Source organism: Coleofasciculus sp. E1-EBD-02 (genome assembly GCF_040218245.1).
GTDB lineage: Bacteria > Cyanobacteriota > Cyanobacteriia > Cyanobacteriales > Coleofasciculaceae > Coleofasciculus.
This window is the reverse complement of sequence record NZ_JAVJQN010000192.1, coordinates 1-25,127: the sequence shown is the minus strand read 5'-3', so window position 1 is coordinate 25,127 and position 25,127 is coordinate 1. Positions and strand designations below refer to the sequence as shown.

The window sequence follows — 25,127 nt, the reverse complement described above, 5'->3', positions numbered from 1 at the left end:
TAAGTCCACTTGCTTTTAAGGGACGAGACTCAACCTAAACCCGCTCATTGCGGCGGTAGTTTAGAACCAACCTGAGAACCAAAAGCACCAGGATTGTGAGTTTGGCAATAGACGTTTCCTTGTCCTTTAAATCGACAAACCAGCCCTTCTCCGCCCAAAAAGGCACTCAGCCAACTCGATCCGGCTTTGGTAATATCAAAATTCAGACTTTTTTCAAAGGCGACAATATGACCTGTATCAACAACATATTCCCCATTGACGGGTATTTTATAAATCCCACCAAATGAAGTTAACAAGACAACCCCATAACCGCTAAGACTCAACCAAAAAATGGATTCACCCGAAAACAGAGATTTAAACCCTTGAAAGCCGATATCAATATCAACGCCTGACTCACTCGCCAAATAGGATGTCGCCTGAACCACTAACTCTTGACCCTTCATCTCATAGACGAGAAGATCACCCATCAGTTTAGGCGCGAGAAAGACTTCTCCCTCCGCAATTGGTGAACGGAACACACTTAAAAATAGCGATTCCCCCGCCACCATGCGTTTGAGTCCGCCCAAAATACCGCCACCTTTTCCCTGGCGTAATGTGGTACTGGCATTAATAGAACCATTCATGGCAATCATACAGCCAGCTTGTGCCACTAACTCTTCATTAGCGTCCAGAACAACACGCGCGATCGCACTATCCGGTTGATGCAACAGTTCAATATTCATTATTCGTCATTTGTCATTTGTCATTTGTCATTTGTCATTCGTAAAGGTTTGAGACTTGTTTATAAAACTTAGTCCCGTGCTATTTTCTCCTGTCCGGCTACTGACTAACGCACTTTTGATTGTAAATAGCTGACTAAACCACTAATACTGCGAGACTGGATGTAAATTTCTCCTGTCCCCGTAAGTCGATTAATGAATCCTTCACCAGAAGTCATTGAACCCAATAAACCGCCCGCTAAACCAACATTCATGCGAATCGTTGGTTCATAGGCGACTAAATGACCCGTATCAACAACAAAGTCACCATTAATCCGCTTTTTCGTCAATCCACCATAGGCACCAAAGAATACCTTACCCTGACCACTCACTTGAAGTTTGAACAATCCTTCTCCAGAAAACAAACTCTTCAAACCCGCCCACCGCACACCCAGTTTGACGCCAGAGGTATGGCAAATATAAGCACCGGGTTGAAAACAGAGGGAATTTCCGCGCAAGTCCACACCAACAATGTCGCCAATGGTGGACTGGGTAAGAACTAGGGTTAAGGGTTGTTGCGTTTTATTATGAAATGTATTAACAAATAACGATTCTCCGCCAAAGAACTTTTTCAGTAAGCCTGAGATAAAGCCACCCGAAAACTCCGTCTTCACGGTGAGTCTACCATCCATACTGGTCATCGCACCTGCTTCTGCCGTGATTCTGTCACCGGGATTGAGTGTCAGGAAAATAGCGGCAAAGGCTGGCTTGTAGCGAATTTCATACTCCACTGCCAACTCTCCTCCAACGTAGAGATATTATTCAGTTTGACAGTAATGGTGCTAATGTCCAGCTTTTGTAAAAAAAATAAACCCTGGTTAAAAAAATATAATCAGGCAGAGGGCAGAAGGTTCCACAGAAAAAGTACCCAAGGGAGAAGGGGGGTTACTTAAGCGAACTTGGTATCCTCCCTGACGAAGACAGAGGGTGTCTGTTAACCGTTTGACCAAAAGGTGATTGGGGAAACGCTACTGACAGGCGTATAAATTAACGAGACTGGCGTTTGCACGGGTGTGGGTTGTTGAGGGATGGCTGTAGGTTTGAACAAGAACCAAGCCGCAATTAAACCTAACACACCAACGACGGCGATGATTGCGCCGATTAAGATCATGGGTGACTTCTGGCGTCCTGATCCAGTGATTTGACGCTGTAATCCCAGTAAATCCAGCCATTCCTGTATGGTTTGGGGGCGTTCATCAACTTGTAGCGCCATCCCGATCAGGATCACTTCATTAGTGCGATCGCTAATTTGTTCGTTAATCTGTTTTGGTGGAATTAATCGCGCTTTCGACATACAGCGATCCATTGCCTTGGGCGGAATTTCTCCTGTGACTAAAAAGTATAGCGTTGCCGCTAATGAATAAACATCCGTATAAGCTCCTAGGGGAGTGTCCACATTATAAAGCTCTAAGGCATCAAATCCATCGGCTGTATGGGTATCAACCGTGGTTGACGCATCCTCACATCCTCGCGCTAACCCAAAATCAATTAACACGGCTTCTTGTTTATCGGTGCGTAATCGAATATTACTGGGTTTGACATCTCGATGGATTAACCCCGCTTCGTGAATCACTTTCAGCGCTTCGCCAATTTGTTGAATATAAAGCAGCGCTTCTGACTCTGGTAAACCCTTTTGGGCGTGGCTGGCTAAATCGACACCATCCAGATACTCCATGACAATGCCAACCTGATGTCCTTCGACCAATGGTTCTATAACTTGCACCAGATGAGGATGTCGGCATTTTACCAGCTTTACCGCTTCGCACAAAAAGGTTTCCTGAATTTGATCGACTTCCGGTTGGTTGAAGTCGTGGATTAGCTGATCACTCAGGGTTTTAACCACCCATTGATGTTTTTTGCGATCGCTCGCCAGATAGGTAACGCTAAATTGTCCGCGTTTTAATTCTTTTTCCAGAATATAATTGTTGCCATGCAACTTCTGTCCAGAAGACCAAGTCATTGCTCAAAGTTAATGATACATATCATCGATTTTGGCATATCTGAATTAAAAGCGAGTAGTTTAGTCGATTATTAATAACCCCCTTCCTAGTCAAGCAAGGGGGTTTGACGGTTAGACATTTAATACTGAAATCTCCGCTGATTAAATTTTGGACAGAATTAAATTAAGTGACTAGCTAGGTGTGGGTTATTTTTTCTCACGGTAGACTTCTGATTCTCCAGCCTAACCCGTTTTTATCTCGACTCAAGGTGATTTTTTTCCTTTTCTGGAAGATTTACTGAGAAACACCATTTCCCTTGCGCCGCTTGCTGATCTGACTACCGAGGACAGTTAAGCCGAGTCCAAAAAGTCCTACCATTGTAGATGGTTCGGGGACGGCAATAGCAGCACCATCATTGCCGCAAGTTTCAAAGACATGGGCAATATAGCGCTCACTAGGTAACAAATCTTTGTTGAAACTAAATCCAAAAGTTTCACGACCAGTTGTTTCCGATACACCACCGAAGTCAAGTCCGAGATTTGTCAACTCTGTGGCATTAAGAGACTCGAAACCACTATCTTCTTCGTAGTTTCCGCTACCAATTACATTTAGGATTGGATCGTTTCCTTGTGCGTCAAACCAGTAAAGATCATTGATAGCTAAATCAGCCATAGAGCCGTTGCCATCAACAGCCTCGTTGTAGTCTTCTAAAGAGTCAAATATAGTGTGATAGGCTGTTGTAGCCGTGACACCACTATAAACTCCTACTCCACTGTAACCTGTTCCATCAATACTTTCATTATATTCTCCAAAGCGGACAGCTAACAAGCTACCTTGTGCATTATCGAGACTACTTAGATCTGAAAAATTAAAGAAAAAATCCCCCCATTCATAATCATCATAACCATAATAATCAACTTCATCGGGGTATTCGCCTGTCACCGGGAAGTTACTGTTAATCGCTACATAAACTTTATCAGCTTCAGCATCGTGCTTGATAGCTATACCGTATAACTCATAGAAATTTCCCCCATAAGCATCAGAATCTGCACCATCACTAGGCGGGTCGATCGCATAATGCCAGTCGTTGTAAAAGGTACTAGCATTAGCGGCTTGTCCCATGGCAGAAATTAAGCAAACGGTTGCTGTAACTGTACCCAGCAGAGTGGCAATTTTTTTCGTGTTCATAATAGGGATACCTTTCATAGGAAACAACTATTGACTGTTTTTTGTTGAAGTCACAGCCTTGACTATAAGTAATCTTACTCTTGACTCTGGAGAAAGAAAATAGTAATTTTACATCTTCATCAAGTTTTTATATGGTTAATTCTTAGAAACAATTATGGAATTAATTGCTCACCGAAAAGTAAACATTGACTAATGTTAAGCATATATTAAAATTAAATTATTCTTATAATGACTGTAAAATTAGCTCTGTCAAGGGATTGCCTCAATTAAAGACTCTCTCAGCTTGTCTGAGATTCCGATAAGTTTTTCCTAAAAAAAGTAATGCTTTATTGAGATATTGCTCCAGTTATTAAATAATAGTGACAGTTGTTTACATCAATCACTTCATTCAATAAGCTAAATTTATAACCTCGTTTTGGCACAGCTAGGAAGTCCTCTTCATGAAAGCTTCATAAAGCGGACTTGGACTTTTATCCTTAAGACTGACGCACAGCCTCTATCTGTTCTATCTGTAGGGTGTGTTAGCGCAGCGTAACGCACCGCCTAATCATGCATTTACAATAGCTTCAGTACCAAGCAAGCGATCGCGTCTTGCCTTTACCTACATTCCTTTCCCAATCAGTTACTCACGTTTGCTGTCTGACTCTTGGGCATCATTAACTATACTCTGCCAGCTCGTCTAAGGTTAAATCGAGCAAATCACACAATGCTTTCGTCTGGATGGGGTATAGCTTTGGGATATGTCTGCCAGCTTCCCAATTTTTCACAGTAGTTACCGTCACACCCAATTGATCAGCGACTTGCTGCTGCGTCAGATGCAGTGATTCACGTTGACGTTTAAGCTTTTCCCCCACACTCGTCATTACTGTTTTATTCCAAAATCCTCATGGTTAAATTGACTTAACCATAATTTGCCCGTAGTATGAAGGCATAACTTCAGATGGTCAGAAAGCCAGTGCCTCGGGGCGACCAACCTTTTTGCACTGGCTCTGGCTCCAATTTCAGATGGAGACACATTTATTATGCCTTACAAAGAACGCCTTTATCCTTGGGTGCTGGTTCGCCTACTACCCAAAATGCAAGGAGTCACTGTAGCACAGAATCGTAGCCGTTCCGATGCTGATGGTCATCTTCGCATACTTCGCCGTCTGATGCCGAATGCCCAATTTGTGGTGATGTTTAATCCGGGCTTACCACCAGAGTATCAGCCGAACTCGCGCTGCTAGCACGTCAGTGTAAGGGCGCACAGACGTGCGCCCCTACGGTTTCCGGGTGTGAAGCTCATCAATAAAATATTCCTCAAATCCTTACATAAAGGTAACTTGCTTCTTTTCGGAAGCGAGTATAACAAATGACAAATGACCTACTCCTTCACAATCTCAAACAAATCCTCTATCAGTACATCAAATGTCCGTGCTAACTTCAGCAGCGCCCCAATATCCACCATCGTCATTCCCGGCGATCGCGCGTAGGTTTTGATGGTACTATAGGGTACTCCAGACCGTTCAGCGACATCCAGCAACGTCCAGTTCTCCCTGGCAGCTAGTTCCCTAATCCGCAACCGAACTCGTTCGCCTCTTGACATAAAGTTTAAATTTCGTCTATATTAAGCAAATTAAAAGCGATCGCACCATTAGGTATGTAGCCAGATTGCGATCGCCATGTCATATCAAAATACAACCCTTCGGCTTCGCTCAGGGTGCATCTCCTATGTTATCAACACTTCAGGTAAAATCAAGAGCCACTCATCCCTTACGCCGATATCCCGCCAATTTTAGGCGTAGACTCGCCCACGCTGAAAGATACCCTCTGTTGGCTCAGGCGTTGGCGCAAGCATCGATACAAAGCGCCAGACTTTTGGGCAAAATTTTACCAACAGAAATTTCAGCAATCCCTGTCTCTATCAGAACTGTATCAATGGGGGGAGTTGGTGAACCGAATTCAATTTGGACTATCTGGTACAACCCTAGAGTGGCTGCGAAGCATTTATATAAAGGAGAGAGAATCATTCAACTTCTGAATAAAACTCTTATCCAGTCAGCTTTAGCTGACTTGAGCTTTCAGCCTTGGGTTTAAACCCAAGGCGATTGGCTTGCACCGCTATCAGGGAAAATGTATCATTGCTTCCCCAGCTCCCCCGCTCCCCCAGCTCCCCCGGCTCCCCCAGCTTCCCCAGCTCCCCCAGCTCCCCCAGCTCCCCCAGCTCCCCCAGCTCCCCCAGCTTCCCCAGCTTCCCCAGCTTCCCCAGCTCCCCCAGCTTCCCCAGCTTCCCCCGCTCCCCCTTTGAGTAAGCTACAATTATTAAGAAATCTATAGTAAGATCGACCTCTCTCATCTCACTCCCTAACGCCTTTATGACTCTTCCGATTCGCAACGTTGCCATTATTGCCCACGTCGATCACGGCAAAACCACCTTGGTTGACGCCCTGCTTAAACAATCCGGTATCTTCCGTGAAGGGGAAGAGGTTCCTGATTGCGTTATGGACTCCAATGATTTGGAGCGAGAGCGGGGAATTACGATTCTGTCTAAAAATACAGCGGTTCACTATAAAGATATCTTAATTAATATCGTCGATACTCCCGGTCACGCCGATTTTGGTGGGGAAGTGGAACGGGTATTGGGGATGGTGGATGGTTGTATCCTAATTGTGGATGCTAATGAAGGACCGATGCCCCAAACCCGGTTCGTCCTCAAAAAAGCCTTGGAAAAAGGACTGCGCCCGATTGTGGTGGTGAATAAAATTGACCGTCCTCAAGCTGATCCCTACGGTGCTGTGGATAAAGTCCTGGATTTGTTTATTGAATTGGGGGCGGATGATGATCAGTGTGAGTTTCCTTATCTGTTTGCTTCCGGGTTACAAGGCTACGCTAAAGCGGATTTAAAGGACGAAGGCGTGGATGTGCAACCCTTGTTTGAATCCATCCTGCGCCATGTTCCGCCGCCTGTGGGTGATGTGAGCAAGCCTCTGCAATTGCAAGTCACGACGCTGGATTATTCGGATTATCTGGGTCGAATTGTGATTGGCAAAATCCATAATGGCGTAATTAAAGCGGGTCAGCAAGCGGCTTTAGTTACAGAAAGCGGGGAAATTGTCAAGACTAAAATTAGCAAACTTATGGGGTTTGAAGGACTCCAGCGGGTTGATTTAGAGGAAGCCTTCGCCGGAAATATTGTCGCCGTGGCGGGGTTTGCGAATGCTAATATCGGCGAGACGATTACCTGTCCGAATGAACCCCAAGCCTTACCGTTAATTAAGGTGGATGAACCGACATTGCAGATGACGTTCTCGGTGAACGATTCGCCGTTTGCGGGTCAGGAAGGGGATTACGTGACCTCCCGGCAATTACGCGATCGCTTGATGCGAGAATTAGAGACGAATGTCGCCCTACGTGTCGATGAAACCGATTCTCCGGATAAATTCTTAGTGTCTGGGCGAGGGGAATTACACCTGGGTATCCTGATTGAAACCATGCGCCGCGAGGGGTATGAGTTTCAGGTGTCTCAGCCGCAAGTGATTTATCGGGAAGTGAAAGGTCAACCCTGCGAACCTTACGAAGTGTTGGCGCTAGACATTCCCGAAGAAGCTGTGGGTGGCTGTATTGAACGCTTGGGTCAGCGCAAGGGCGAAATGCAGAACATGCTAGTCAGTGGTAATGGTCGCACCCAATTGGAATTTGTGGTTCCCGCACGGGGTTTAATTGGCTTCCGGGGTGAGTTTATGCGCCTGACTCGTGGGGATGGGATTATGAATCACAGTTTCTTGGATTATCGTCCGATTTCTGGTGATGTGGAAACCCGCCGCAATGGAGTGATTATTGCCTTTGAGGAAGGGGTAGCGACATTCTATTCCTTGAAAAATGGCGAAGACCGAGGTGTATTCTTTATTACACCGGGGACGCGGGTGTATAAGGGGATGATTGTCGGCGAACACAACCGTCCTCAAGATTTGGATTTGAATGTTTGTAAGACTAAGCAGTTAACCAACCATCGTTCCGCCACGGGGGATGAATTGGTGCAATTGCAAGCGCCAGCCGAGATGAGTTTGGAACGGGCGTTGGAATATATCGGACCGGAAGAATTGGTGGAAGTCACGCCCGAGTCGGTGCGGTTGCGGAAGGTGACGAAGAAGTTAGTCAGGCGTTAACGTAGGGGCGCACAGACGTGCGCCCTACCAACGTGCGCCCATGCCAACTTAAGTTGAAAACCAATGCTGGTCAGCTTTTCACCCTCATCCCCTAACCCCTGGGCTGGGGGTGAGGGGGTTGTGGCTTAAGTTGACACGGATGGGCATTGCCGTACCCCTACTGGCGTGGCACACCTTATTTGGTGGATTAGAATTGTAGGGGCGCAAGGCTTGCGCCCGGTTTAACCCTTCGACCCTTCGGCACACTCAGGGCGTCGCTTCGCGGCAATTGAGCCTGTCGAAATTCAGGGTTAAACGTCAAATCTATTCCACAATTTTAGCTGTGTCAGCCCACTACTGGCGTGACCGGGTTAAAATAGGACTTTGTTTGTAGTAAGCACGAAGAGTGCTTTAACGCCTAGCTGGAGAGGGCTAAAGCCCTCACTACGAACCAAATCTATTTCACCATTTTAGGTGGGTCACGCCACTACAGTGATATCGCAACCGCCATAGCTGTTAGGACACATCATTTATGTTTCAGACGTTGCATGCAACGTCTCTACAATGGTGTCTTTGTCCTAATCGATGTGTCTACTGCTATACATTTAAACCAGAGTCAGCCAACCTAAAAAATCTCTTAACAGCTTTTTTTCTTCTTGGGTGAAAGGAAAATTTACATTTTTGATAGAGTCGGGGTTTTTTTGACTTAGATTTAAGATCTCAATGCCCACAATGGTATCATTTTCGTCAAAATCATAAACAATGCCGGGGCTGATTTCTTCAGACTCAACAATTCTTGAATCCTTAAGTCGGAAATAGACGGCTTCAGTCTCTTTATCAAAATCTATCCTCATAATGTCCCCTTACGCTTGCGATCAAAATAAACAGAGATAATTATCCAAGGCTTATAATTGGGATTGTAGATAACTCGTAGAACTCTGTCCCCATATTCAGGGATAGTCTTAAAAGCGTGTCTCTTTGTAGAATCTTCTGAGTCTAACTCTAACAGATCGGGATTTGACAGGGTTCTTTCGATCCACTCTTGCTGAATATTGCGCTCCAGCATCCTTGCTCTTGCGTGTTCGGTAAGAATATAATCAGGTTTTGTTGACATTTAATAGCCAAATAAGTAGGTTGGGTCGAGGAACGAAACCTAACAAAAATAATATAATACTGTTGCCATAAAGATTAAGACTCAATACTGTTCGGATCAGCGCTCATACCCAATCCGGGTTAACCAGCTCCGTTATAACCCAGTCCGCGTAGGCGGACTTTGTTTGTGTAGCAGCGATTTTAATCGCCGTGGCAAAATGGGGTTACTTGACATTCATCTTCCAGACGTTCCACCGGAACATCTCTACGACCCCAGCTCCCTCATCCCTCCACTCCCACAATCGCCGCCAACGCCTCAGCATATTGCTGTAACTCCTTTCCCAGTATTAACAACTCCTCATGCATCTGAGGTTCTAACGACCAATTTTTCTCATGCTGTTTAGGACTCGTTGTGGCAGGTTTCTGGGCTTCCCAGGTTTGTAATAACGGATGCCATTTTGATAGAAATGGGCGCAATCCTTGATTAAGAACCGCAATCGCAATTCCGCCAACGGATTTAGAAGATATGCCAACATCGGGACCCGCGTCTCTGAGGATTTGCCGGGTAATCGCAAACATACTATAGAGTGAATTGAGCGCTTCTCGCAGCAGTCCTTGGTCAGCTTCTAGGGATTGTACCGTGATGCGAGTGACGAGTTCAACGTAGAGTGACCAAGCGGCTTTGCGTTCGGTTTCATCGGCTTCCCATTCCGCACCGCCGATGCCAAATGGGAGGCTGACAGAGACTTTTTTTAATTTGGCGGGGTCTTGTTTGGGCATAAGTTTGGTTTGTTGATGAATTCACTAGAGTCTAGGTTGAACTCAAGGTAAATGTCTTGACAATTTTGCCGATATCTGATAATTGATTTGGATATAGTTTGGCGAGATGTCCACACATTTGATAGGCAGCATCTAGGTAGTAGGCACAGGGAATTAACAGACGCTTGAAGTTTTCTTTATCGCCTGTTTTGACAAAGGTAGCCGCGATATTGGGAAGGTCTTTATTGCGGTTAATGAGAATTTTCTCGGCGGTTAAGAGTGCCTGTTCAATACATTTGGCTTCTACCTGTGCTTTGGCAATTTCACACAGCGCCAATTCCCGGTAGTTGGAATCCTCAATTTGCTGTGCAGTGTGGATGGTGGCGGTGAAGTTTTCTGCTGTTGGCTGTGCTGTGGCAATCTCAACCAGCGCCCTTGCCCGGAGTCTAGAAGACTCAATGTCTTTAGCGGTGTGGATGGCGGCGGTGAAGTTTTCTGCCTGTGCCTGTGCTGTGGCAATCTCAACCAGCGCCTTTGCCCGGAGTTTAGAAGACTCAATGTCTTTAGCGGTGTGGATGGCGGCGGTGAAGTTTTCTGCCTGTGCCTGTGCTGTGGCAATCTCAACCAGCGCATCTGCCCGGTCGTAGGAATCCTCAATTTGCTGAGCGGTGTGGATGGCGGCGGTGAAGTTTTCTGCTGTTGGCTGGGCTTTAGCAATCTCAACCAGCGCCTTTGCCCGGAGTTGAGAAGACTCAATGTCTTTAGCGGTGTGGATGGCGGCGGTAAAGTTTTCTGCCTGTGCCTGGGCTTTGGCAATCTCAACCAGCGCCTTTGCCCGTTTGTAGGAAGACTCAATTTGCAGAGCGGTGTGGATGGCGGCGGTGAAGTTTTCTGCCTGTGCCTGAACTTTGGCAATCGCAACCAGCACCTCTGCCCGGTCGGAGGAATCCCAAATTTGCTGTGCGGTGTGGATGGCGGCGGTGAAGTTTTCTGCCTGTGCCTGTGCTTTGGCAATCGCAACCAGCATCCTTGCCCGTAACCAGGAATCCTTAATTTGCTGTGCGGTGTGGATGGCGGCGGTGAAGTTTTCTGCTGTTGGCTGGGCTTTAGCAATCTCAACCAGCGCCTCTGCCCGGTCGTCGGAATACTCAATGTCTTTAGCGGTGTGGATGGCGGCGGTGAAGTTTTCTGCTGTTGGCTGGGCTTTAGCAATCTCAACCAGCACCTCTGCCCGCTCGTCGGAATACTCAATTTGCAGAGCGGTGTGGATGGCGGCGGTGAAGTTTTCTGCCTGTGCCTGTGCTTTGGCAATCGCAACCAGCATCCTTGCCCGTAACCAGGAAGACTCAATTTGCAGAGCGGTGTGGATGGCGGCGGTAAAGTTTTCTGCCTGTGCCTGTGCTTTGGCAATGTCAACCAGCGCCTTTGCCCGTTTGTAGGAAGACTCAATTTGCTGAGCGGTGTCGATGGCGGCGGTGAAGTTTTCTGCTGTTGGCTGGGCTTTAGCAATCTCAATCAGCGCCAATTCCCGTTTGTCGGAATCCTTAATTTGCTGTGCGGTGTCGATGGCGGCGGTGAAGTTTTCTGCTGTTGGCTGTGCTTTGGCAATCTCAACCAGCACCTCTGCCCGCTCGTCGGAAGACTCAATTTGCTGAGCGGTGTGGATGGCGGCGGTGAAGTTTTCTGCTGTTGGCTGTGCTTTAGCAATCTCAACCAGCACCTCTGCCCGCTCGTCGGAATACTCAATTTGCTGAGCGGTGTGAATGGCGGCGGTGAAGTTTTCTGCTGTTGGCTGGGCTTTGGCAATCTCAATCAGCGCATCTGCCCGGAAGTAGGAATCCCAAATTTGCTGTGCGGTGTGGATGGCGGCGGTGAAGTTTTCTGCCTGTGCCTGTGCTTTGGCAATCTCAACCAGTACCTCTGCCCGTTTGTAGAAATCCTTAATTTGCTGTGCGGTGTGGATGGCGGCGGTGAAGTTTTCTGCCTGTGCCTGTGCTTTGGCAATCTCAACCAGCGCCAATGCCCGGTCGTAGGAACGCTTAATTTGCTGAGCGGTGTCGATGGCGGTGGTGAAGTTTTCTGCTGTTGGCTGTGCTTTAGCAATCTCAATCAGCGCCAATGCCCGGTCGTAGGAACGCTTAATTTGCTGTGCGGTGTCGATGGCGGCGGTGAAGTTTTCTGCTGTTGGCTGTGCTTTAGCAATCTCAACCAGCGCCCTTGCCCGTTTGTCGGAATCCCCAATTTGCTGTGCGGTGTCGATGGCGGCGGTGCAGTCTTCTGCCTGTGCCTGGGCTTGGGCAATCTCAAGCAGCGCCTTTGTTCGGTAGTCAGAATCCTTAATTTGCTGTGCGGTGTCGATGGCGGCGGTGCAGTTTTCTGCTGTTGGCTGGGCTTTGGCAATCTCAACCAGCGCCCATGCCCGGTTGTCGGAAGACTCAATTTGCTGAGCGGTGTCGATGGCGGCGGTGAAGTCACTCGCTTCGACCAGGTTCTGGCACAGATTTTCGAGACTCTCATCATCTAAAATTCGCCTTGACAGCGCTGTAAACGTCCTTTTTGTCGCTGTCAATAGATGCGTCAGCCAGTAAACAGCACAATCCTTCATCCAAGATTCTGACAAACGGGGCAAATTCTTCTGCTGCAATCGCTCCAATATATCCCGCGCTTGTTCTATTTTCTCCCCATCCTGGCTGGCATCTTTTGCCAACTCCCAAGCCAGCAGCAGATACCACAGAACACAGCGTTCCGGATCAAACTTTTCCGCCAATGCCAAGGCTCCATCGATACTGCCTAATCGCAATATATCCAGAGGTGACTCTTGGGCGATTTGCATCACTCGCTCTGCGTGTACCAGCAGAAACTCTGCCATCCCACCTGCATCATCGGTTTCGGCTGCACCCGACAACGCTATCTGCACTGTCTTTAGAGGCAAATCCGGCTGTTCTGGTAAATGCTGCCGTTGAGCCGTGACAAATTCCTGATTACGAGCCAATTCATACAATTCCTGCCACCGCTTTGCCAATCCCAAGTGTTCGGCATAATATCGTAATCCATAATCGGAACGCTCCAGTTCCTGCCATTTGGCACAATAGTCGATTAACTTAGCTTCCGCCAAAGACGCCTGACGCCCCAGCGCCCCTTTAAACTCCTGGGCGAGTAAGGGGTGAGCAAAACTGTAATTCTTACTTTTGACGGAATCTGGAAAACCTCTCTCCAAACCTCTCTCCTGCTTTTGAGAAGGCTTTGAATTCTCCCCCATTGAACAAAAAGCGAAGCATCCGCTGGCTTCCCCCTTTTGAAGGGGGACGGGAGGGGGATCTAAAAGGGAAGGGGGCTGGGGGGTTAGGTTTGATATCGATTTTTCTGGATGGCGTGAAAAGTCAGAACTATAACAACCCGTTTGAATACTAAACCACCGTGTCGCCTGCCAGGGTAAATCGGCTAAATCCCAGGCATTCAAATCAGTCAACTCTTCAATATCATCCTCGGATAACGCTCCCAACGCCACTGACAGCAACGCAAACAACTCCCGCACTTCCCGTTGTCGCTTAATCTCCTCAACTTGGGCAAGTTGGCGAAACTGTTCTTTCACATAAGCTTTGAACCCACCGGGACTATTCCGGAGTACCGCCTGTACATCCTGACCCTTTTTTGCCGCCTGTCTCAACTCATCAATCAGATAACGCAGGTAAAGCGGGAATCCCCCAGTTATCTCATCCAGCCGTTTAACAAAATCCTGATTCTGGCTATACCTCACTAACTCGCTGATTTGCCCTAGCCACTTGGGAATTGCCTCACGGCGTAGCCGCTTCAGATACAATCTCTGAGCATTATCTGTCCAATTCCGCAGGTATTCCGGCTCATCCTCTGACTCGGCGCGTGCTGACGCAATCACAAACACGCCATCCGGAAGCCTGGTAAAAAACGGCTCCAACGTTTCTGACGCCTCATCCAACCCATCCAACACAATCACCAGACGCTTACCCTCTGGCGAGACAGGTTTCTCCAGCATCCCCACCAGGATATCCCGCATCCGATTTGGATCATTAGGAAACTGCCCATTCCTGATGTTGTGATACAGATACAGTTGTTTGAGCAGATGGCGATAGGCTTCAGACACCGAGCGCGTCTTCTGGTAACGATAACTAAAGCAGTGATAGGCAATGAAACAATCCTCCTGCTGAGTTTGTTGCCAATGAGACAACAGAGCCGATTTACCAAAACCCGCCGCACTGGTTACTAACAGCACCCCCCTAGAATTGTGCTGCACAAACTCATCAAGCAGACGCTGCTCCTCCTCCCGCCCTTCAAAGGGCTGCTGGAGATACTCATGAACAATTCCCTTAACTTGAGCTTCTATCTCGTAGCCGATATATTGCTCACCAATAATCGAAATAGCCGATTCAGCCAGGATTTGATTGAGGCGTTCAACTCCCTCTGACTCTTGCTCCAGCCGTTGAATAACTCGGATAGCTCGCAGCGATTGTTCAGCAAACGGGCTAGTGCAGCGCGGCGGAAATATGTGAGCAGCTTTGTAGGTGTGGAGGAGCTGGGGGAGCTGGGGGAGCTGGGGAAGCTGGGGGAGATATTAGCTGTTCAGTTATTTCTGCCTTCTTGCACTAGGAATAATCGCCGGGTCAATTCCCACCCGGAACAGCACTTCCTCAAATTGAGCCGGATTCAGCCTTTTCAGACGCTGTAGTAGTTCGCCTCGACCATCCATTCAACCCTATCCACCTGATACCAACTTACCTTCTATCATGTCATGCTGAGTGTTTTATCATGTCATTCTGAGTGTTCTAAGCTGTCATTCTGGGTGTTCTATCATGTCATGCTGAGTGTTTTATCATGTCATTCTGGGTGTTCTATCCTGTCATTTTGGGCGTTCTATCATGTCATGCATTTAAATTGGGAATGGGTAGCGAGCAATTGGGAATGAGTAGCGAGCAAGATGCTCGCACTACTGGCGTGACCCAGCTAAAATGGTGCAATAGATTGGGTACGTAGTGAGGGCTTTAGCCCTCTACAGCTAGGCGTTAGAGAACTAAAGTTCTCACTACAAACAAAGTCCTATTTTAGCTGGGTCAGTCCACTACTGGCGTGACACACCTTAATTGATGAATTAACCATTAGCCCGGAAACCGTAGGGGCGCACCGACGTGCGCCCAATTTCACGGTCAAATCTATTCCACAATTTTAGCTGTGTCGTACCATTCACCTTAGACAGCACTATCCAACTGTAAGTATTAGGACTTACGCAGCTACACCATCTATCTATCGTTGAAATGGTGCGTTATGCTACGCTAACACACCCTACAGATAGAGACTATTAGTAAGTCCTAAGTATTCAACCGGACATGACATCATCCTAAGCTGTTCGGCATTTAAACCTTCATGTCAATAATGACGAAATCCTTGTAGTGCGTTAAGCGAAGCCATGCCGCAGGCTTTGCATCTTGTTCGCTACTAATACCCAATTTAAATGCATGACAGCTTACCTCTTCAAATGTGGAGCCGCTTGATAAATCGAGTCTAGCAATCCAGACAGCGACTCGCCGTCTCTTTGACTCGCCAATTTGATAATTTCCTTGGCTTTTTGCACCTGTGCCACATTCATTGGCAGTTGAGACTCATCCACCTCATAGTAGAAAATCACCTCATCAAACTGAGCCGGAAGCAGGCATTTGAGCAGTTGAAACGCCAGGATTCTCGGTGCAACACCGGATGAAACTTGGGCTGGGGGTGAAGCCGGAACAGGTGCAGGCGTCGTCTCACCCTTAAGCGGCGGCTTTCCTGACTCTCGCCGCATCCCTCGGATGAGTTGTTGAAATCCCTGCTCATAGTTATCGTCATTAATACTAACGTGGAGAAAAGATTGGAGAAAAAAGGGCTTTTCGCAGTCTTTGTAGAGAACCGTTATTAGGCGGCGGCTGGGAGTCCGTGACTCAATTTTCGCCTGTTTTTCCTCCTCAACTTGTGCCATTAGCCATGCGTCTTTCTCATAACTCACCCACTGGGAGTTGACACTATCGGGGGAGAGAACCAGAACCAGAATACCTGCATTGGCTAATCCGTCTTCAAGTTTATCGGGTATTCTATCACCGGGGAGAATCTCCCATTTATCCAACCAAGCATCAATCCCTTCGCGGGTGCGTAAATCAGTTGCCAGACGCTCAACAAAGGGTTTGTCGATACTGCTATGGCTAATAAACGCTTTCATTATTTCAGATTATTAATATTGGAATTATTATAAACTCCTCTTGAGGATTTACACACCATCCAGCCAGTCTTTATTACCCCATGCAAGAGGAGGCGATTGAAATCGCTGCTACACAAACAAAGCCTGCCTCCGCAGGCTGAATTGAGTCCGCGTAGGCGGACTTGGTTTGGGCTTAGTAGCGAGCAAGATGCTCGCACTACGGATAAGGATTTCGCCATTATTGACATTAAGGTTTAAATGTCGAACAGCTTACCCTGTGGTGGGCAAGAGCAACAAACGATAATATAAGGTTTTCAATGTTTATAATTCTTGCCCACCCTACGTCTCAACTACGTCTCAACTAAAGGTTTGTCTATACTGGTAGGGCATGGCAATGCCGTGCCCCTACCCATTCTGCCCTAGAGCCTTCTGCCTCATTGTTACATACCAAAACGATTGGGATTATCGGGTTTACTTAAATCCAATGTCATCACCTGATTCAGCAACGCTTGATTAGAATCTAAAACCGTCAATAATTGTTGAAACTGTACATTCATTTTTTGCTCCAATATTTTTAAATTTAAGACCACTTGTCGGGCTTTCTCCTCCGATAAACTGAATTTCCCCATAACCTGCTGAACTTCGTCCTGAGAAATCCGCACCGTCATCTGGGTAAACTCAGAGAGGCGAGGCGGAATTTTATTAATATTGTCCGCCTTATCGCCATGATTATAGAAATGAATCCCCTGACGATCCACAAAGAAATCGGCAAACGGTTTTAATCCCTCATTGAGAACCATTTGCGTCGCTTGAATTGCTTCTGGTAGTATGTTTCCCAAGCCAACATATACCATAAACCAAGCCAGAATATGATGCTTTGCCCCTAGGGATTCCTCTAACCGTTGAGCCACTTGAATCAAGAAATTTCTGGCAACTTGCGCTCGCAATGATTCCGGTTGTTCGGTAGGAATGTCATAGAGCGCTGTTTTCAGGAGTTTATTAAGACGGGGTTGATCTTGGTTGAGCGTCGCATCAACCACGGCTGAAACTAAATGAGTGTTTCTATCATTAGAGGGTTGAGAATCCATGGGATAACTCTTTCTCCTTAAATTAAGTTCAAAAATAGCTGAGCAATAACAGAGATTGTACATTGTTCATGGTTCAGGGTTCAGGGTATTCCTGCAACCAAACCGGATCTTTCCCATCATAAAGGAATGGAGGGGCGACCCGCTTACCAAAATGAACAACTGGACTCTGTTCAATAGGCTCGGATCGCCCTATACTCAAATCATTGGGTCAAAAGGTGTTTCCGCGACGTTTTGTTACATAGGCGCAGGTTCCTCAATCGTCCAAGGAATCGGCGCAGTGGTTTCTTGTCGTTCCAGATATTTACTCAACGCATAAGCCATATCTCCACGAGTCATGGGTGCGAGAGGATCAATAGAATTAGTCAAGGGATCGATATTAACAAACCCCTCATACAAAGCCGTGGCAATTGACTTTCTTGCCCAAGTTGGTATTTGATCAGCATCGGGATAGCGCGAAAGCAGTTCAGCCACCGTATCCTCTGGAAACTGAAACACGCCATAGGCTTGAGCTAAAATAGAGAATGCTTCAGCGCGAGTAACCCGTTGATTTGGAAAAAATCGTCCCTGACGATAACCCGTCATCACGTTATTTTGCAAGACTAATTGAATATCGCGATATGCCCAGTGAGAGGTAGGTACATCGAGAACAGCAATAGGTTTGTCGGGTTGGGCGACTCGTTTTTCTAAGTCAAAGGTTTTGACTAAAATCGATGCTAATTCAGCCCGATTGAGGATTCTTTGTGCCTGAAAATCCCCCTCGCGATCGCGATTCATCCATCCCGCCGCGATAACCTGTTCAACGGGGTCAAGGGTTGTTGACTCTTGGGCAACAACGGGAAGACTTTGCAGTAAAAATACCAGAGGTAGGATGCCAAAAATGCGACGCATAGTGTAAAATACCAATCCTTTGATAAACGCCAATGGTTTCCAGAAGCATTGACGTTACCAGCAACGAGCGAGTTTCAACCCGATTAATATAAGCGCTAAAGCGCTTACTACAAACGCACCGATCGCGGATGTTCTCATCCAGTCAGGTTATCTTGATCGGCGATATCATATCCAGCAGTTCAAATGACATAAGACATAAGACATAAGACAAATCTAACGAAATAATTCAGCAAAAAACCGATTCATTGCCGCCCAAGAGCGCTTATCTGCCTTCTCATTGTAAGCCACTCCCGTTGAAGGCTCATTCCCCGCATTCGGATCACTAAAGCTATGAACAGCATTACCATACATAACCATTTGCCAGTCTACATTGGCATAATTCATTTCCCGTTTAAACGCATCAACTTGCTCGTCAGGAACTAAAGGATCGGCTGCACCATGCAACACCAAAACTCTACCTTTAATCGCTTGAGCATCTGCGGGATTGGGTGTATCTAAATTGCCATGGAAACTAACAACCCCAGCTACTGGCGCACCACTGCGGGCTAATTCCAATACTGTACCGCCTCCAAAACAATAGCCGATCGCGGCAACTTGATTTCCATCCGTCAACGGATATTGTTGCAACACTTGTAATCCAGCCTGGGCGCGATCGCGCATTAATTGGCGATTTGACCGATAAATCGTCGCTTGTTCTCTGGCTTCTTCATTGGTTTTGGGTCGAATTCCCTTACCATAAATATCAGCGGCAAATGCCACATAACCCAATTCAGCAAGCTGTTTTGCCCGTTGTTTCTCGTAATCTCCCAATCCTTTCCAAGCGTGAACTACCATCACACCAGGGCGCTTTCCCTGAATCTCGTCATCGTAAGCCAGAAAGCCTTGGAGTATAGTATCACCCTGTTGGTATTCAATCACTTGAGTGCGGACTTCAGCTAGAGCAATGGCTGAACTCAAGAGAGTAAATAGGGGAGTGATGATCAGCGAGGCGAGTAGAGGTTTCATAGCCGTTAGGGTGAGTTACTTAGTTAGGATATATCATCTGAATAGGATTCGGAACTAGCAGTTAGTGGTTCAACTCCGTAGATACGTTGCGGCGGAATGTCTGTACAAAGTCAATCCTCTAACTCTTTATTTTGCCGCCCGATGAGCATCCTCATCGAGTAATAATTGAACCACACTAGCAGGATTTTCTGCCCCCATCACCGCACCAATGACAGCAACGGCTTTTGCCCCTTGTGCGATCGCGTCACTCACTCGCCCTGGCTCAATTCCACCGAGGGCGACTAACGGGCGGTAACTGCGCCTAACGCTATCTCTCAACCCCTGTAAACCTAATGTGTTGCGCCGATCCCCTGGTTTTGACAGAGGGGAGTACACTGGACTAATCGTAGCATAGTCAGCCAAACCAATATCATTGTGATCGAGTGCGTCGGTTCCATGACGCGAGACTCCTATAAGCATCTCAGGTGGAAGTTGTTGACGTACAGGTGCAATAGCTGTCGTTGATGATAGATGAACTCCCGCTAGATTGTATTCTAATGCTAATTGAGGATAGCTGTGTACGAGCAACAAGACACCTGTCGCATCAGTTAACGGCTTTAGGTTACTAATTGTTGTAGCAATTTCAGAAATTGTCGCTTTTTTGTCGCGTATAAGTATAGCGACACGCTGAGAATTAATGTTATTGAGGATAGTTGTTAGAGTTTGTTCAACAGTTCGATCCGCCCGATTACAAGCGGTTTTGTCAGTAATGAGTAAAAGGTCGAAGGGTAGGGCAGATAAATTATTGTTTATTGGCATTTTTTTTGGAGAATATGTTGCTGAATAAGCTCTGAAATAACGCCCTGAACTAACGCCCTGAACTAAAGTACTCGAAGAGAAGCCGCTCCGCGTCTACGGGCTAAAAGCTAAAACCCGTTAAAACGGGTTCAAAGAGTCACCCTAGTAAGTTTTAGCTTACTTTAGCTTTAAAGTTCCGAACTGTTGTAGAGACGTTCCGCCGGAACGTCTCTACTAAATGATGTGTCCTAACCGCTATGGCGGTTGCTATATAACTAATCCTTTGAAACGAGATGTTTATAGTCCAGAGATGTCTATTTAGTTATTTAAGGTTAGGTATTTAGATGGATTTGGTATAATGGTATGAGTCCGTGCCATTTGACTTAAATCCATGATGAAAAGGGATGAAGTAATCGCAATTATTGCGGCACACCGAGAACAGTTACAGGAGATGGGCGTAAAGTCCCTGGAGTTATTTGGTTCAGTAGCACGGGATGAAGCTCGTCCAGATAGTGATGTAGACTTCTTGGTAGAGTTTAATCGACTAGTGGGACTATTTGAATTCATAGCCGTGCGACTTTATTTAGAAGATATTTTGGGGTGTTCTGTAGACATGGGTACCCAGAAGGCGTTAAGGGAACATTTGCGGGAACCTGTACTAAAGGATGTCATCCGTGCCTTCTAGAGATTGGCAGCTACGCATTCAAGATATTCTGCAATCCATTGCCGAAATTTTACAACGGACAGAGGGAATGGAAGTTGAAGATTTCATGGCAAACAGAACAATTATTAAAGCTGTTCTCTACGACTTTGGTATTATTGGTGAGGCAGCTAGAAACAATTAAAGGATAGTAAAATAAGTTTCAGTGGGGCTAATGGGTAAGAGTTTTAAGGTTTGATTTTTTAAATCCAGTTCAATTCCCAATGCTTCCAGTGGAATAACGCCTAGTAAGGGATCACTGCCTCCTGGAAGTTCCAAACATTCAAACGTTCCCTCCCGTCCACACAGAGAGATTTTGGCATCTTGAAAGATTCTCGCTTTGCCAATTCCTGTAGCTGTGGCGACATCGACTTCTTTAAGGAGTTTTAATCCTAACTGATTGATGATAGATTTAGGCAGACACAAGGTTGTGGCTCCTGTATCGACTAAAACGTTAGTTAAGGTGATAGACCGCACTCGCTCAGCAGGAATCAGACCATCTTCGGCATTGGCTTGATCAATACGATTAGTGATCACTAGGGTCGTTTTAACTTTTCCCATTAAGTTATTAGTCGTAGGTTGCATAATTATAATTGATGTTGTCCTTTTTTTTAGTGCAATTCCAGGTTGTATTACAGCATCTGGCATCAACAGAAATGCTACTGCGATCGCACAGCCATGTCGGCGTTACATCTTAGAGGAATGAAACGATAGGAGAAATACACAAGTTTTGTGTCTCAAAATGTTGACAAAACAGCCAAAACACTTGCTTCTAAATTACCCTTCTTGCGACACACATCTCATCTATGGATGTTGGGTTCCATCAGGCATAATCGCACCTTTGAGATTGGCACCTTTGAGGTTAGCACCTTTGAGGTTAGCATCCAGCAAGTTGGCATACTCCAGATCAGCATTTCCTAAGTGGGCAACTGTCAGGTTAGCATTAGTCAGATCAGCACCCTTTAGGTCAGCATCCCACAGGATTGCATACTGGAGGTTGGTACCCATCAAATTGGCATTTTTGAGGTTGGCTCCCTCTAAAGAGGTGTTTATCAAATTAGCACCCGCTAAGTTAGCCCCCTCCAAGTTGGCATCTTTGAGATTGGTATACTCCAAGTTAGCACTCGCCAAGTTAGCACCCTCCAGGTTGGTATCTTTAAGGTTGGCATGCCCAAGTCCAGCGCTCTTCAAATTGGCATTTTTGAGGTTGGCATTCCCAAGTCCAGCACCCGTCAGGTTAGCATACTCTAAGTCAGCACCCTGCAGATTACATCCTAGACATCTGTTTCTTTCTAGCAACTGCTTCTCTGGTTGAGACTCCAGCAACTGTCTTTCGGGCTGAGACTCCAGCAACTGCTTCTCTGGCTGAGGAGTGATAACAGTTGTTCCCACCCAGGCGACAATACCCAAGGTGGTTAACCCCACAACATACGTTAGCGTTTTCCCTTTAATGACACCGACTAAACTCTCGACGCGATTAGCCTTACCAACCCACCGTTTTGACTTAAGCGCCTCCAACGCAACCTCTGCATTCTTAAAGCGCTGTTTCACATTCGGTGCTACCATCTTCTCCAACCAGGCGATAAAGCTAGGATTGAGTTTGGGAACTAATTTCTTGATATCAAACCGATAGTTATCATCAATTAAATTACCGATATTGAGCGATCGCGTGCCTGTAAGTAAGCAAATTAACGTTACTCCTAAACTATAAAGGTCAGAAGCCTCCGTCAGGGGACGACCAAACTGTTCCTCCGGTGGCATAAATCCCAGAGTCCCAGCCGCTACGCTACTGAGTGCCATTTCCTTACTCCGAATTCGGGCAAAGCCAAAATCTACCAAATAAGCATTCAAATGCTTGTCCACTAATATATTTTCGGGTTTGATATCCCGATGGATAATTGGCGGAACCCGCCTTTGTAAGTCAACTAAAATTTCTAAGACTGACACCGCTATTTGCTGAATCTGTTCGGGAGTAAAGCTACGTCGTTCGGCTAACGATGGGGCATTTTTATACTCCTGCACAAGGCAAAAGCCTTGTGGTGTTTCAAAGGAATCTAAATAACGAGGAATACGGGGATGATCCAGTTGTTGCAAAACTTCAATCTCCCGTTGATAGGCTTTATAGCCTGACCAACTGGCATCCGCCAAGGCAAAGCGGAACTCTTTGATTACAACCCTTTGGTCTGGATTGAAGGCTTTTGCCAAGTAAGTAATGCGCCCTGCTTCGCGGTTGCATCCTAATTCTTGAAGAACGTGATAGCCGTATTGGTCAAAATTTGGATAGTTAATCATTAGTCCGTACTGCTTCCCCATGATCTGAATTATAAGCGCGATCGCTCCCTAAGCATCACGGCAGAAATACTTGGGTATTTTCTTGACGGTTGCTCAAATAATCGACCCCCGACTCCTTACACTAGAAGATAGAGGTTTAGATTTTGCATCATGGTCACGCTCCAACTCCGACAACTCGACGTACCCCCCGGTCAACGATTGTTGATCCATGATGTCGATTGGTCAGAATTTGAACAAATCTTGAACGAGCTGGGTGAAAAACGCACCGCTCGAATTGCCTACAGCCAGAAAACATTAGAAATCCGGATACCATTACCCAAATATGAGCGAGAAAAATCGATTATTGGTGATCTAGTCAAAATTATATTAGAAGAATTAGAAATAGACTGCGAATGCTTTGGTTCAACCACCTTCAAATGTCAAGAAATGGGTTATGGCATTGAACCGGATGAATGCTTCTACATTCAAAATCATCAAGTCATGGTGGGTAAAGATCGCATCGATTTATCGGTTGATCCACCGCCCGATCTGGCTATTGAAGTGGATGTTACCTCGAAAACTCAGATGGAGGGTTACATTAGCTTAGGAGTTCCCGAACTTTGGCTGTGCGATCGCGGCGAACTCAAGATTTACACCTTACAATCAGGACAATATCAGTCAGTTTCAATCAGTCCTACATTTCCAGGACTACCGATTTTAGACCTCGTAGCAGAGGTTCTCGCCCAAAGTAGTGCGATCGGTAGAAGTCCTGCCTTACGAACCTTTCGCAAGCTAATCCGAAATCTCAACTCTCAACTCTAAAATTCCCGACTTAATCTAGGTTCGTAGTAGGCACGAAGCGTGCCAGAAGCGAAGACAGTGCTGACTACAAACTGTTCTTAGTTCTGGGCAAAATTCTATCAGATCGTCTAGATTAGATTCGCATACGGCGGATACCACAATTGACTATGCCCGAAGAAAAACCCACGGAACAGACAACACGAACCCTAAAACCGGGTACATTATGGTTAAAGGTTCTAGAGACAACCGAACACGCTCTCCAATGCGGCGCACTGCAACCCATCGCAACTGAGTGTGAGTTCGTCGAACAGGATGGAATTCGCTTTCTGGTGCGGATAGCCTCTAACCTGGATCGCAAAGCTAAGGACAAGAAGCAGCAAAAGAAGAAAAAAGCTGACTTTAACCCCTTTCTCCCCTACGAGGAGGATTTATTCGTGGCGGATATTTCCGATACTCACCTGTGTCTGTTAAATAAGTTCAACGTGGTTGATTATCACCTCCTGATCGTCACCCGCGAGTATGAAGACCAAGATAATTGGCTGACGTTATCCGATTTTCAGGCAATGTGGGCAGGTTTAGCGGAAATTGATGGTTTAGCCTTCTATAACGGCGGCAAAATAGCGGGTGCGAGTCAGCGACACAAACATTTACAGCTTGTCCCTTTACCCCTAACACCGGAGACATCCAAGCTACCCATCGAACCCGCGATCGCATCGGCTAATTTTCAGGGTTCAATAGGTACAATACCCAGCTTTCCCTTTGTTCATGCCCTAACGCGATTCGATCCCAGTTGGATAGACTCGCCAGACGTTGCCGCAAAAGCCACTCTGGACGCTTATCACAAGCTTTTAGATGCCGTAGGTATGCCCAACCAGGGAATCAAACAATCCGCCCCCTACAACCTGCTAGCCACACGAGAATGGATGCTGCTTGTGCCGCGATCGCAAGAAGAGTTTGAGTCGATTTCAATAAATTCACTTGGCTTTGCGGGGGCGCTGCTGGTTCGCAATTCCCAGCAAATGCAGAGTCTCAAAGACGCCGGTTCTCTGACTATCCTCAAACATGTATCGAATTAGAGCTCAAGGGGTGACAATACAGCTAAAAAGGAGACAGGGTGTAGGGTGTGGGGTATGGGGTGTGGGTAAATTCAAGTCGGCTCAAGGGGCGGGTAAGACAGCTTAAGCCCTCAACTAAAGTTGGGGCTAAAAGCTGAAACCCGTTGAAACGGGTTCAAGAGTTATAGCAGTAGACACATCGATTAGGACTTTCCGAACTGTTGTTCCAGACGCGCCATGGCATGTCTGGGATCTCAACATATTCGCGGGAGTCCTCACCCTCAGCGCTAGCAGGGTGAGGAGGGATAGCGGGATGCCGGAAGAATGGAGGCATCCAATTCTTGCCTAAGCCACACATAAGCCGTTATTCCTCCTGATTAACTCAACTTTACTAGGAGAAAACTGCCCAATACGTTTCCAGGTGTAGTCACAAACTGAAACCTTTTTGGTCTTTTTGGTATCGGTAAACCCGCTGACGTAGC

Annotated in this window: 25 protein-coding genes and 1 pseudogene; 6 read left to right on the top strand and 20 right to left on the bottom strand. The window is 46.5% G+C overall.

What is annotated here, in order from left to right; translation table 11 throughout:
• Positions 1-44 precede the first annotated feature (44 nt).
• From RIC07_RS29730 to RIC07_RS29710, 5 genes are all read right to left on the bottom strand, one after another.
• Positions 45-722: a TIGR00266 family protein gene (locus RIC07_RS29730; protein WP_446397657.1), complete on the bottom strand. Its 678-nt coding sequence runs from the start codon at positions 720-722 to the stop codon at positions 45-47.
• Positions 723-826: 104 nt separating this feature from the next.
• Entirely contained in the window at positions 827-1,489 is a 663-nt protein-coding gene (locus RIC07_RS29725) for a TIGR00266 family protein (protein WP_446397656.1), read from the bottom strand.
• A 203-nt stretch (positions 1,490-1,692) separates the two neighbouring features.
• On the bottom strand, positions 1,693-2,718 hold the full coding sequence (locus RIC07_RS29720) for a serine/threonine protein kinase (RefSeq protein WP_446397655.1): 1,026 nt from the start codon (positions 2,716-2,718) through the stop codon (positions 1,693-1,695).
• Positions 2,719-2,992: 274 nt separating this feature from the next.
• Positions 2,993-3,886, bottom strand: a complete 894-nt coding sequence (locus RIC07_RS29715) for a PEP-CTERM sorting domain-containing protein (RefSeq protein ID WP_446397654.1) — start codon at positions 3,884-3,886, stop codon at positions 2,993-2,995.
• Between the two features lie 656 nt (positions 3,887-4,542).
• Positions 4,543-4,749, bottom strand: a complete 207-nt coding sequence (locus RIC07_RS29710; protein WP_006105643.1) for a helix-turn-helix transcriptional regulator — start codon at positions 4,747-4,749, stop codon at positions 4,543-4,545.
• A gap of 159 nt (positions 4,750-4,908) precedes the next feature.
• Here RIC07_RS29710 and RIC07_RS29705 point away from each other — a divergent pair, with 159 nt between their 5' ends.
• A complete protein-coding gene (locus tag RIC07_RS29705; RefSeq protein WP_446397653.1) occupies positions 4,909-5,112 on the top strand; it encodes a hypothetical protein in 204 nt (67 codons plus the stop codon).
• A 137-nt stretch (positions 5,113-5,249) separates the two neighbouring features.
• Here the strand turns inward: RIC07_RS29705 and RIC07_RS29700 are convergent, their stop codons facing one another.
• The 3 genes from RIC07_RS29700 to RIC07_RS29690 form a co-directional block, all read right to left on the bottom strand.
• Positions 5,250-5,471, bottom strand: a complete 222-nt coding sequence (locus RIC07_RS29700) for a helix-turn-helix domain-containing protein (RefSeq protein WP_044210723.1) — start codon at positions 5,469-5,471, stop codon at positions 5,250-5,252.
• Positions 5,472-5,703: 232 nt separating this feature from the next.
• Positions 5,704-5,895, bottom strand: a complete 192-nt coding sequence (locus RIC07_RS29695) for a hypothetical protein (RefSeq protein ID WP_446397652.1) — start codon at positions 5,893-5,895, stop codon at positions 5,704-5,706.
• A gap of 20 nt (positions 5,896-5,915) precedes the next feature.
• Complete coding sequence (locus RIC07_RS29690) at positions 5,916-6,221, bottom strand: hypothetical protein (protein WP_446397651.1); 306 nt, start codon at positions 6,219-6,221, stop codon at positions 5,916-5,918.
• A 19-nt stretch (positions 6,222-6,240) separates the two neighbouring features.
• Between RIC07_RS29690 and typA the strand changes: the two genes are divergently transcribed.
• Entirely contained in the window at positions 6,241-8,031 is a 1,791-nt protein-coding gene (typA, locus tag RIC07_RS29685) for a translational GTPase TypA (RefSeq protein ID WP_446397650.1), read from the top strand.
• Positions 8,032-8,615: 584 nt separating this feature from the next.
• Here typA and RIC07_RS29680 read toward each other — a convergent pair.
• From RIC07_RS29680 to RIC07_RS29635, 10 genes are all read right to left on the bottom strand, one after another.
• On the bottom strand, positions 8,616-8,864 hold the full coding sequence (locus RIC07_RS29680) for a DUF2283 domain-containing protein (RefSeq protein WP_446397649.1): 249 nt from the start codon (positions 8,862-8,864) through the stop codon (positions 8,616-8,618).
• Positions 8,861-9,124 (bottom strand): DUF4258 domain-containing protein, encoded by a 264-nt coding sequence (locus RIC07_RS29675; protein WP_446397648.1) that lies wholly within the window; start codon positions 9,122-9,124, stop codon positions 8,861-8,863. The genes RIC07_RS29680 and RIC07_RS29675 overlap by 4 nt, the downstream gene beginning before the upstream one ends.
• A 260-nt stretch (positions 9,125-9,384) precedes the next feature.
• Positions 9,385-9,882, bottom strand: coding sequence for a hypothetical protein (locus RIC07_RS29670; protein WP_446397647.1), 498 nt, complete (start codon positions 9,880-9,882; stop codon positions 9,385-9,387).
• Positions 9,883-9,913: 31 nt separating this feature from the next.
• Positions 9,914-14,200 (bottom strand): AAA family ATPase, encoded by a 4,287-nt coding sequence (locus RIC07_RS29665; protein WP_446397682.1) that lies wholly within the window; start codon positions 14,198-14,200, stop codon positions 9,914-9,916.
• Positions 14,201-14,461: 261 nt separating this feature from the next.
• On the bottom strand, positions 14,462-14,584 hold the full coding sequence (locus RIC07_RS29660; protein ID WP_446397646.1) for a hypothetical protein: 123 nt from the start codon (positions 14,582-14,584) through the stop codon (positions 14,462-14,464).
• Positions 14,585-15,355: 771 nt separating this feature from the next.
• The gene (locus tag RIC07_RS29655) at positions 15,356-16,081 is read right to left on the bottom strand and encodes a toll/interleukin-1 receptor domain-containing protein (RefSeq protein ID WP_446397645.1); all 726 of its coding nucleotides are present in this window, start codon (positions 16,079-16,081) and stop codon (positions 15,356-15,358) included.
• A gap of 419 nt (positions 16,082-16,500) precedes the next feature.
• Positions 16,501-17,148, bottom strand: a complete 648-nt coding sequence (locus tag RIC07_RS29650) for a hypothetical protein (RefSeq protein ID WP_446397644.1) — start codon at positions 17,146-17,148, stop codon at positions 16,501-16,503.
• A 234-nt stretch (positions 17,149-17,382) separates the two neighbouring features.
• On the bottom strand, positions 17,383-18,036 hold the full coding sequence (locus RIC07_RS29645; protein WP_446397643.1) for an S-layer homology domain-containing protein: 654 nt from the start codon (positions 18,034-18,036) through the stop codon (positions 17,383-17,385).
• A 213-nt stretch (positions 18,037-18,249) separates the two neighbouring features.
• Entirely contained in the window at positions 18,250-19,041 is a 792-nt protein-coding gene (locus tag RIC07_RS29640; RefSeq protein WP_446397642.1) for a dienelactone hydrolase family protein, read from the bottom strand.
• Positions 19,042-19,167: 126 nt separating this feature from the next.
• Positions 19,168-19,839, bottom strand: coding sequence for a thiamine phosphate synthase (locus RIC07_RS29635; protein WP_446397641.1), 672 nt, complete (start codon positions 19,837-19,839; stop codon positions 19,168-19,170).
• 373 nt (positions 19,840-20,212) lie between these two features.
• On the opposite strand from RIC07_RS29635, the gene RIC07_RS29630 reads away from it, so the two are divergent.
• Both RIC07_RS29630 and RIC07_RS29625 read left to right on the top strand, forming a co-directional pair.
• Positions 20,213-20,503, top strand: a complete 291-nt coding sequence (locus RIC07_RS29630) for a nucleotidyltransferase family protein (RefSeq protein ID WP_446397681.1) — start codon at positions 20,213-20,215, stop codon at positions 20,501-20,503.
• Positions 20,493-20,657: pseudogene (locus RIC07_RS29625) on the top strand (HepT-like ribonuclease domain-containing protein); the annotation flags it as partial. The gene RIC07_RS29630 and the pseudogene RIC07_RS29625, both read left to right, overlap by 11 nt.
• A gap of 2 nt (positions 20,658-20,659) precedes the next feature.
• Here RIC07_RS29625 and RIC07_RS29620 read toward each other — a convergent pair.
• Both RIC07_RS29620 and RIC07_RS29615 read right to left on the bottom strand, forming a co-directional pair.
• Positions 20,660-21,103 carry a retroviral-like aspartic protease family protein gene (locus RIC07_RS29620; protein WP_446381897.1) on the bottom strand — a complete coding sequence of 148 codons (444 nt, stop codon included), beginning with the start codon at positions 21,101-21,103 and terminating at the stop codon, positions 20,660-20,662.
• A gap of 219 nt (positions 21,104-21,322) precedes the next feature.
• A complete protein-coding gene (locus RIC07_RS29615) occupies positions 21,323-22,810 on the bottom strand; it encodes a pentapeptide repeat-containing protein (RefSeq protein WP_446397640.1) in 1,488 nt (495 codons plus the stop codon).
• 150 nt (positions 22,811-22,960) lie between these two features.
• On the opposite strand from RIC07_RS29615, the gene RIC07_RS29610 reads away from it, so the two are divergent.
• Entirely contained in the window at positions 22,961-23,611 is a 651-nt protein-coding gene (locus RIC07_RS29610; protein ID WP_446397639.1) for a Uma2 family endonuclease, read from the top strand.
• Positions 23,612-23,757: 146 nt separating this feature from the next.
• A complete protein-coding gene (locus tag RIC07_RS29605; RefSeq protein WP_446397638.1) occupies positions 23,758-24,666 on the top strand; it encodes an ATP adenylyltransferase family protein in 909 nt (302 codons plus the stop codon).
• The last annotated feature ends 461 nt before the right edge of the window (positions 24,667-25,127 follow it).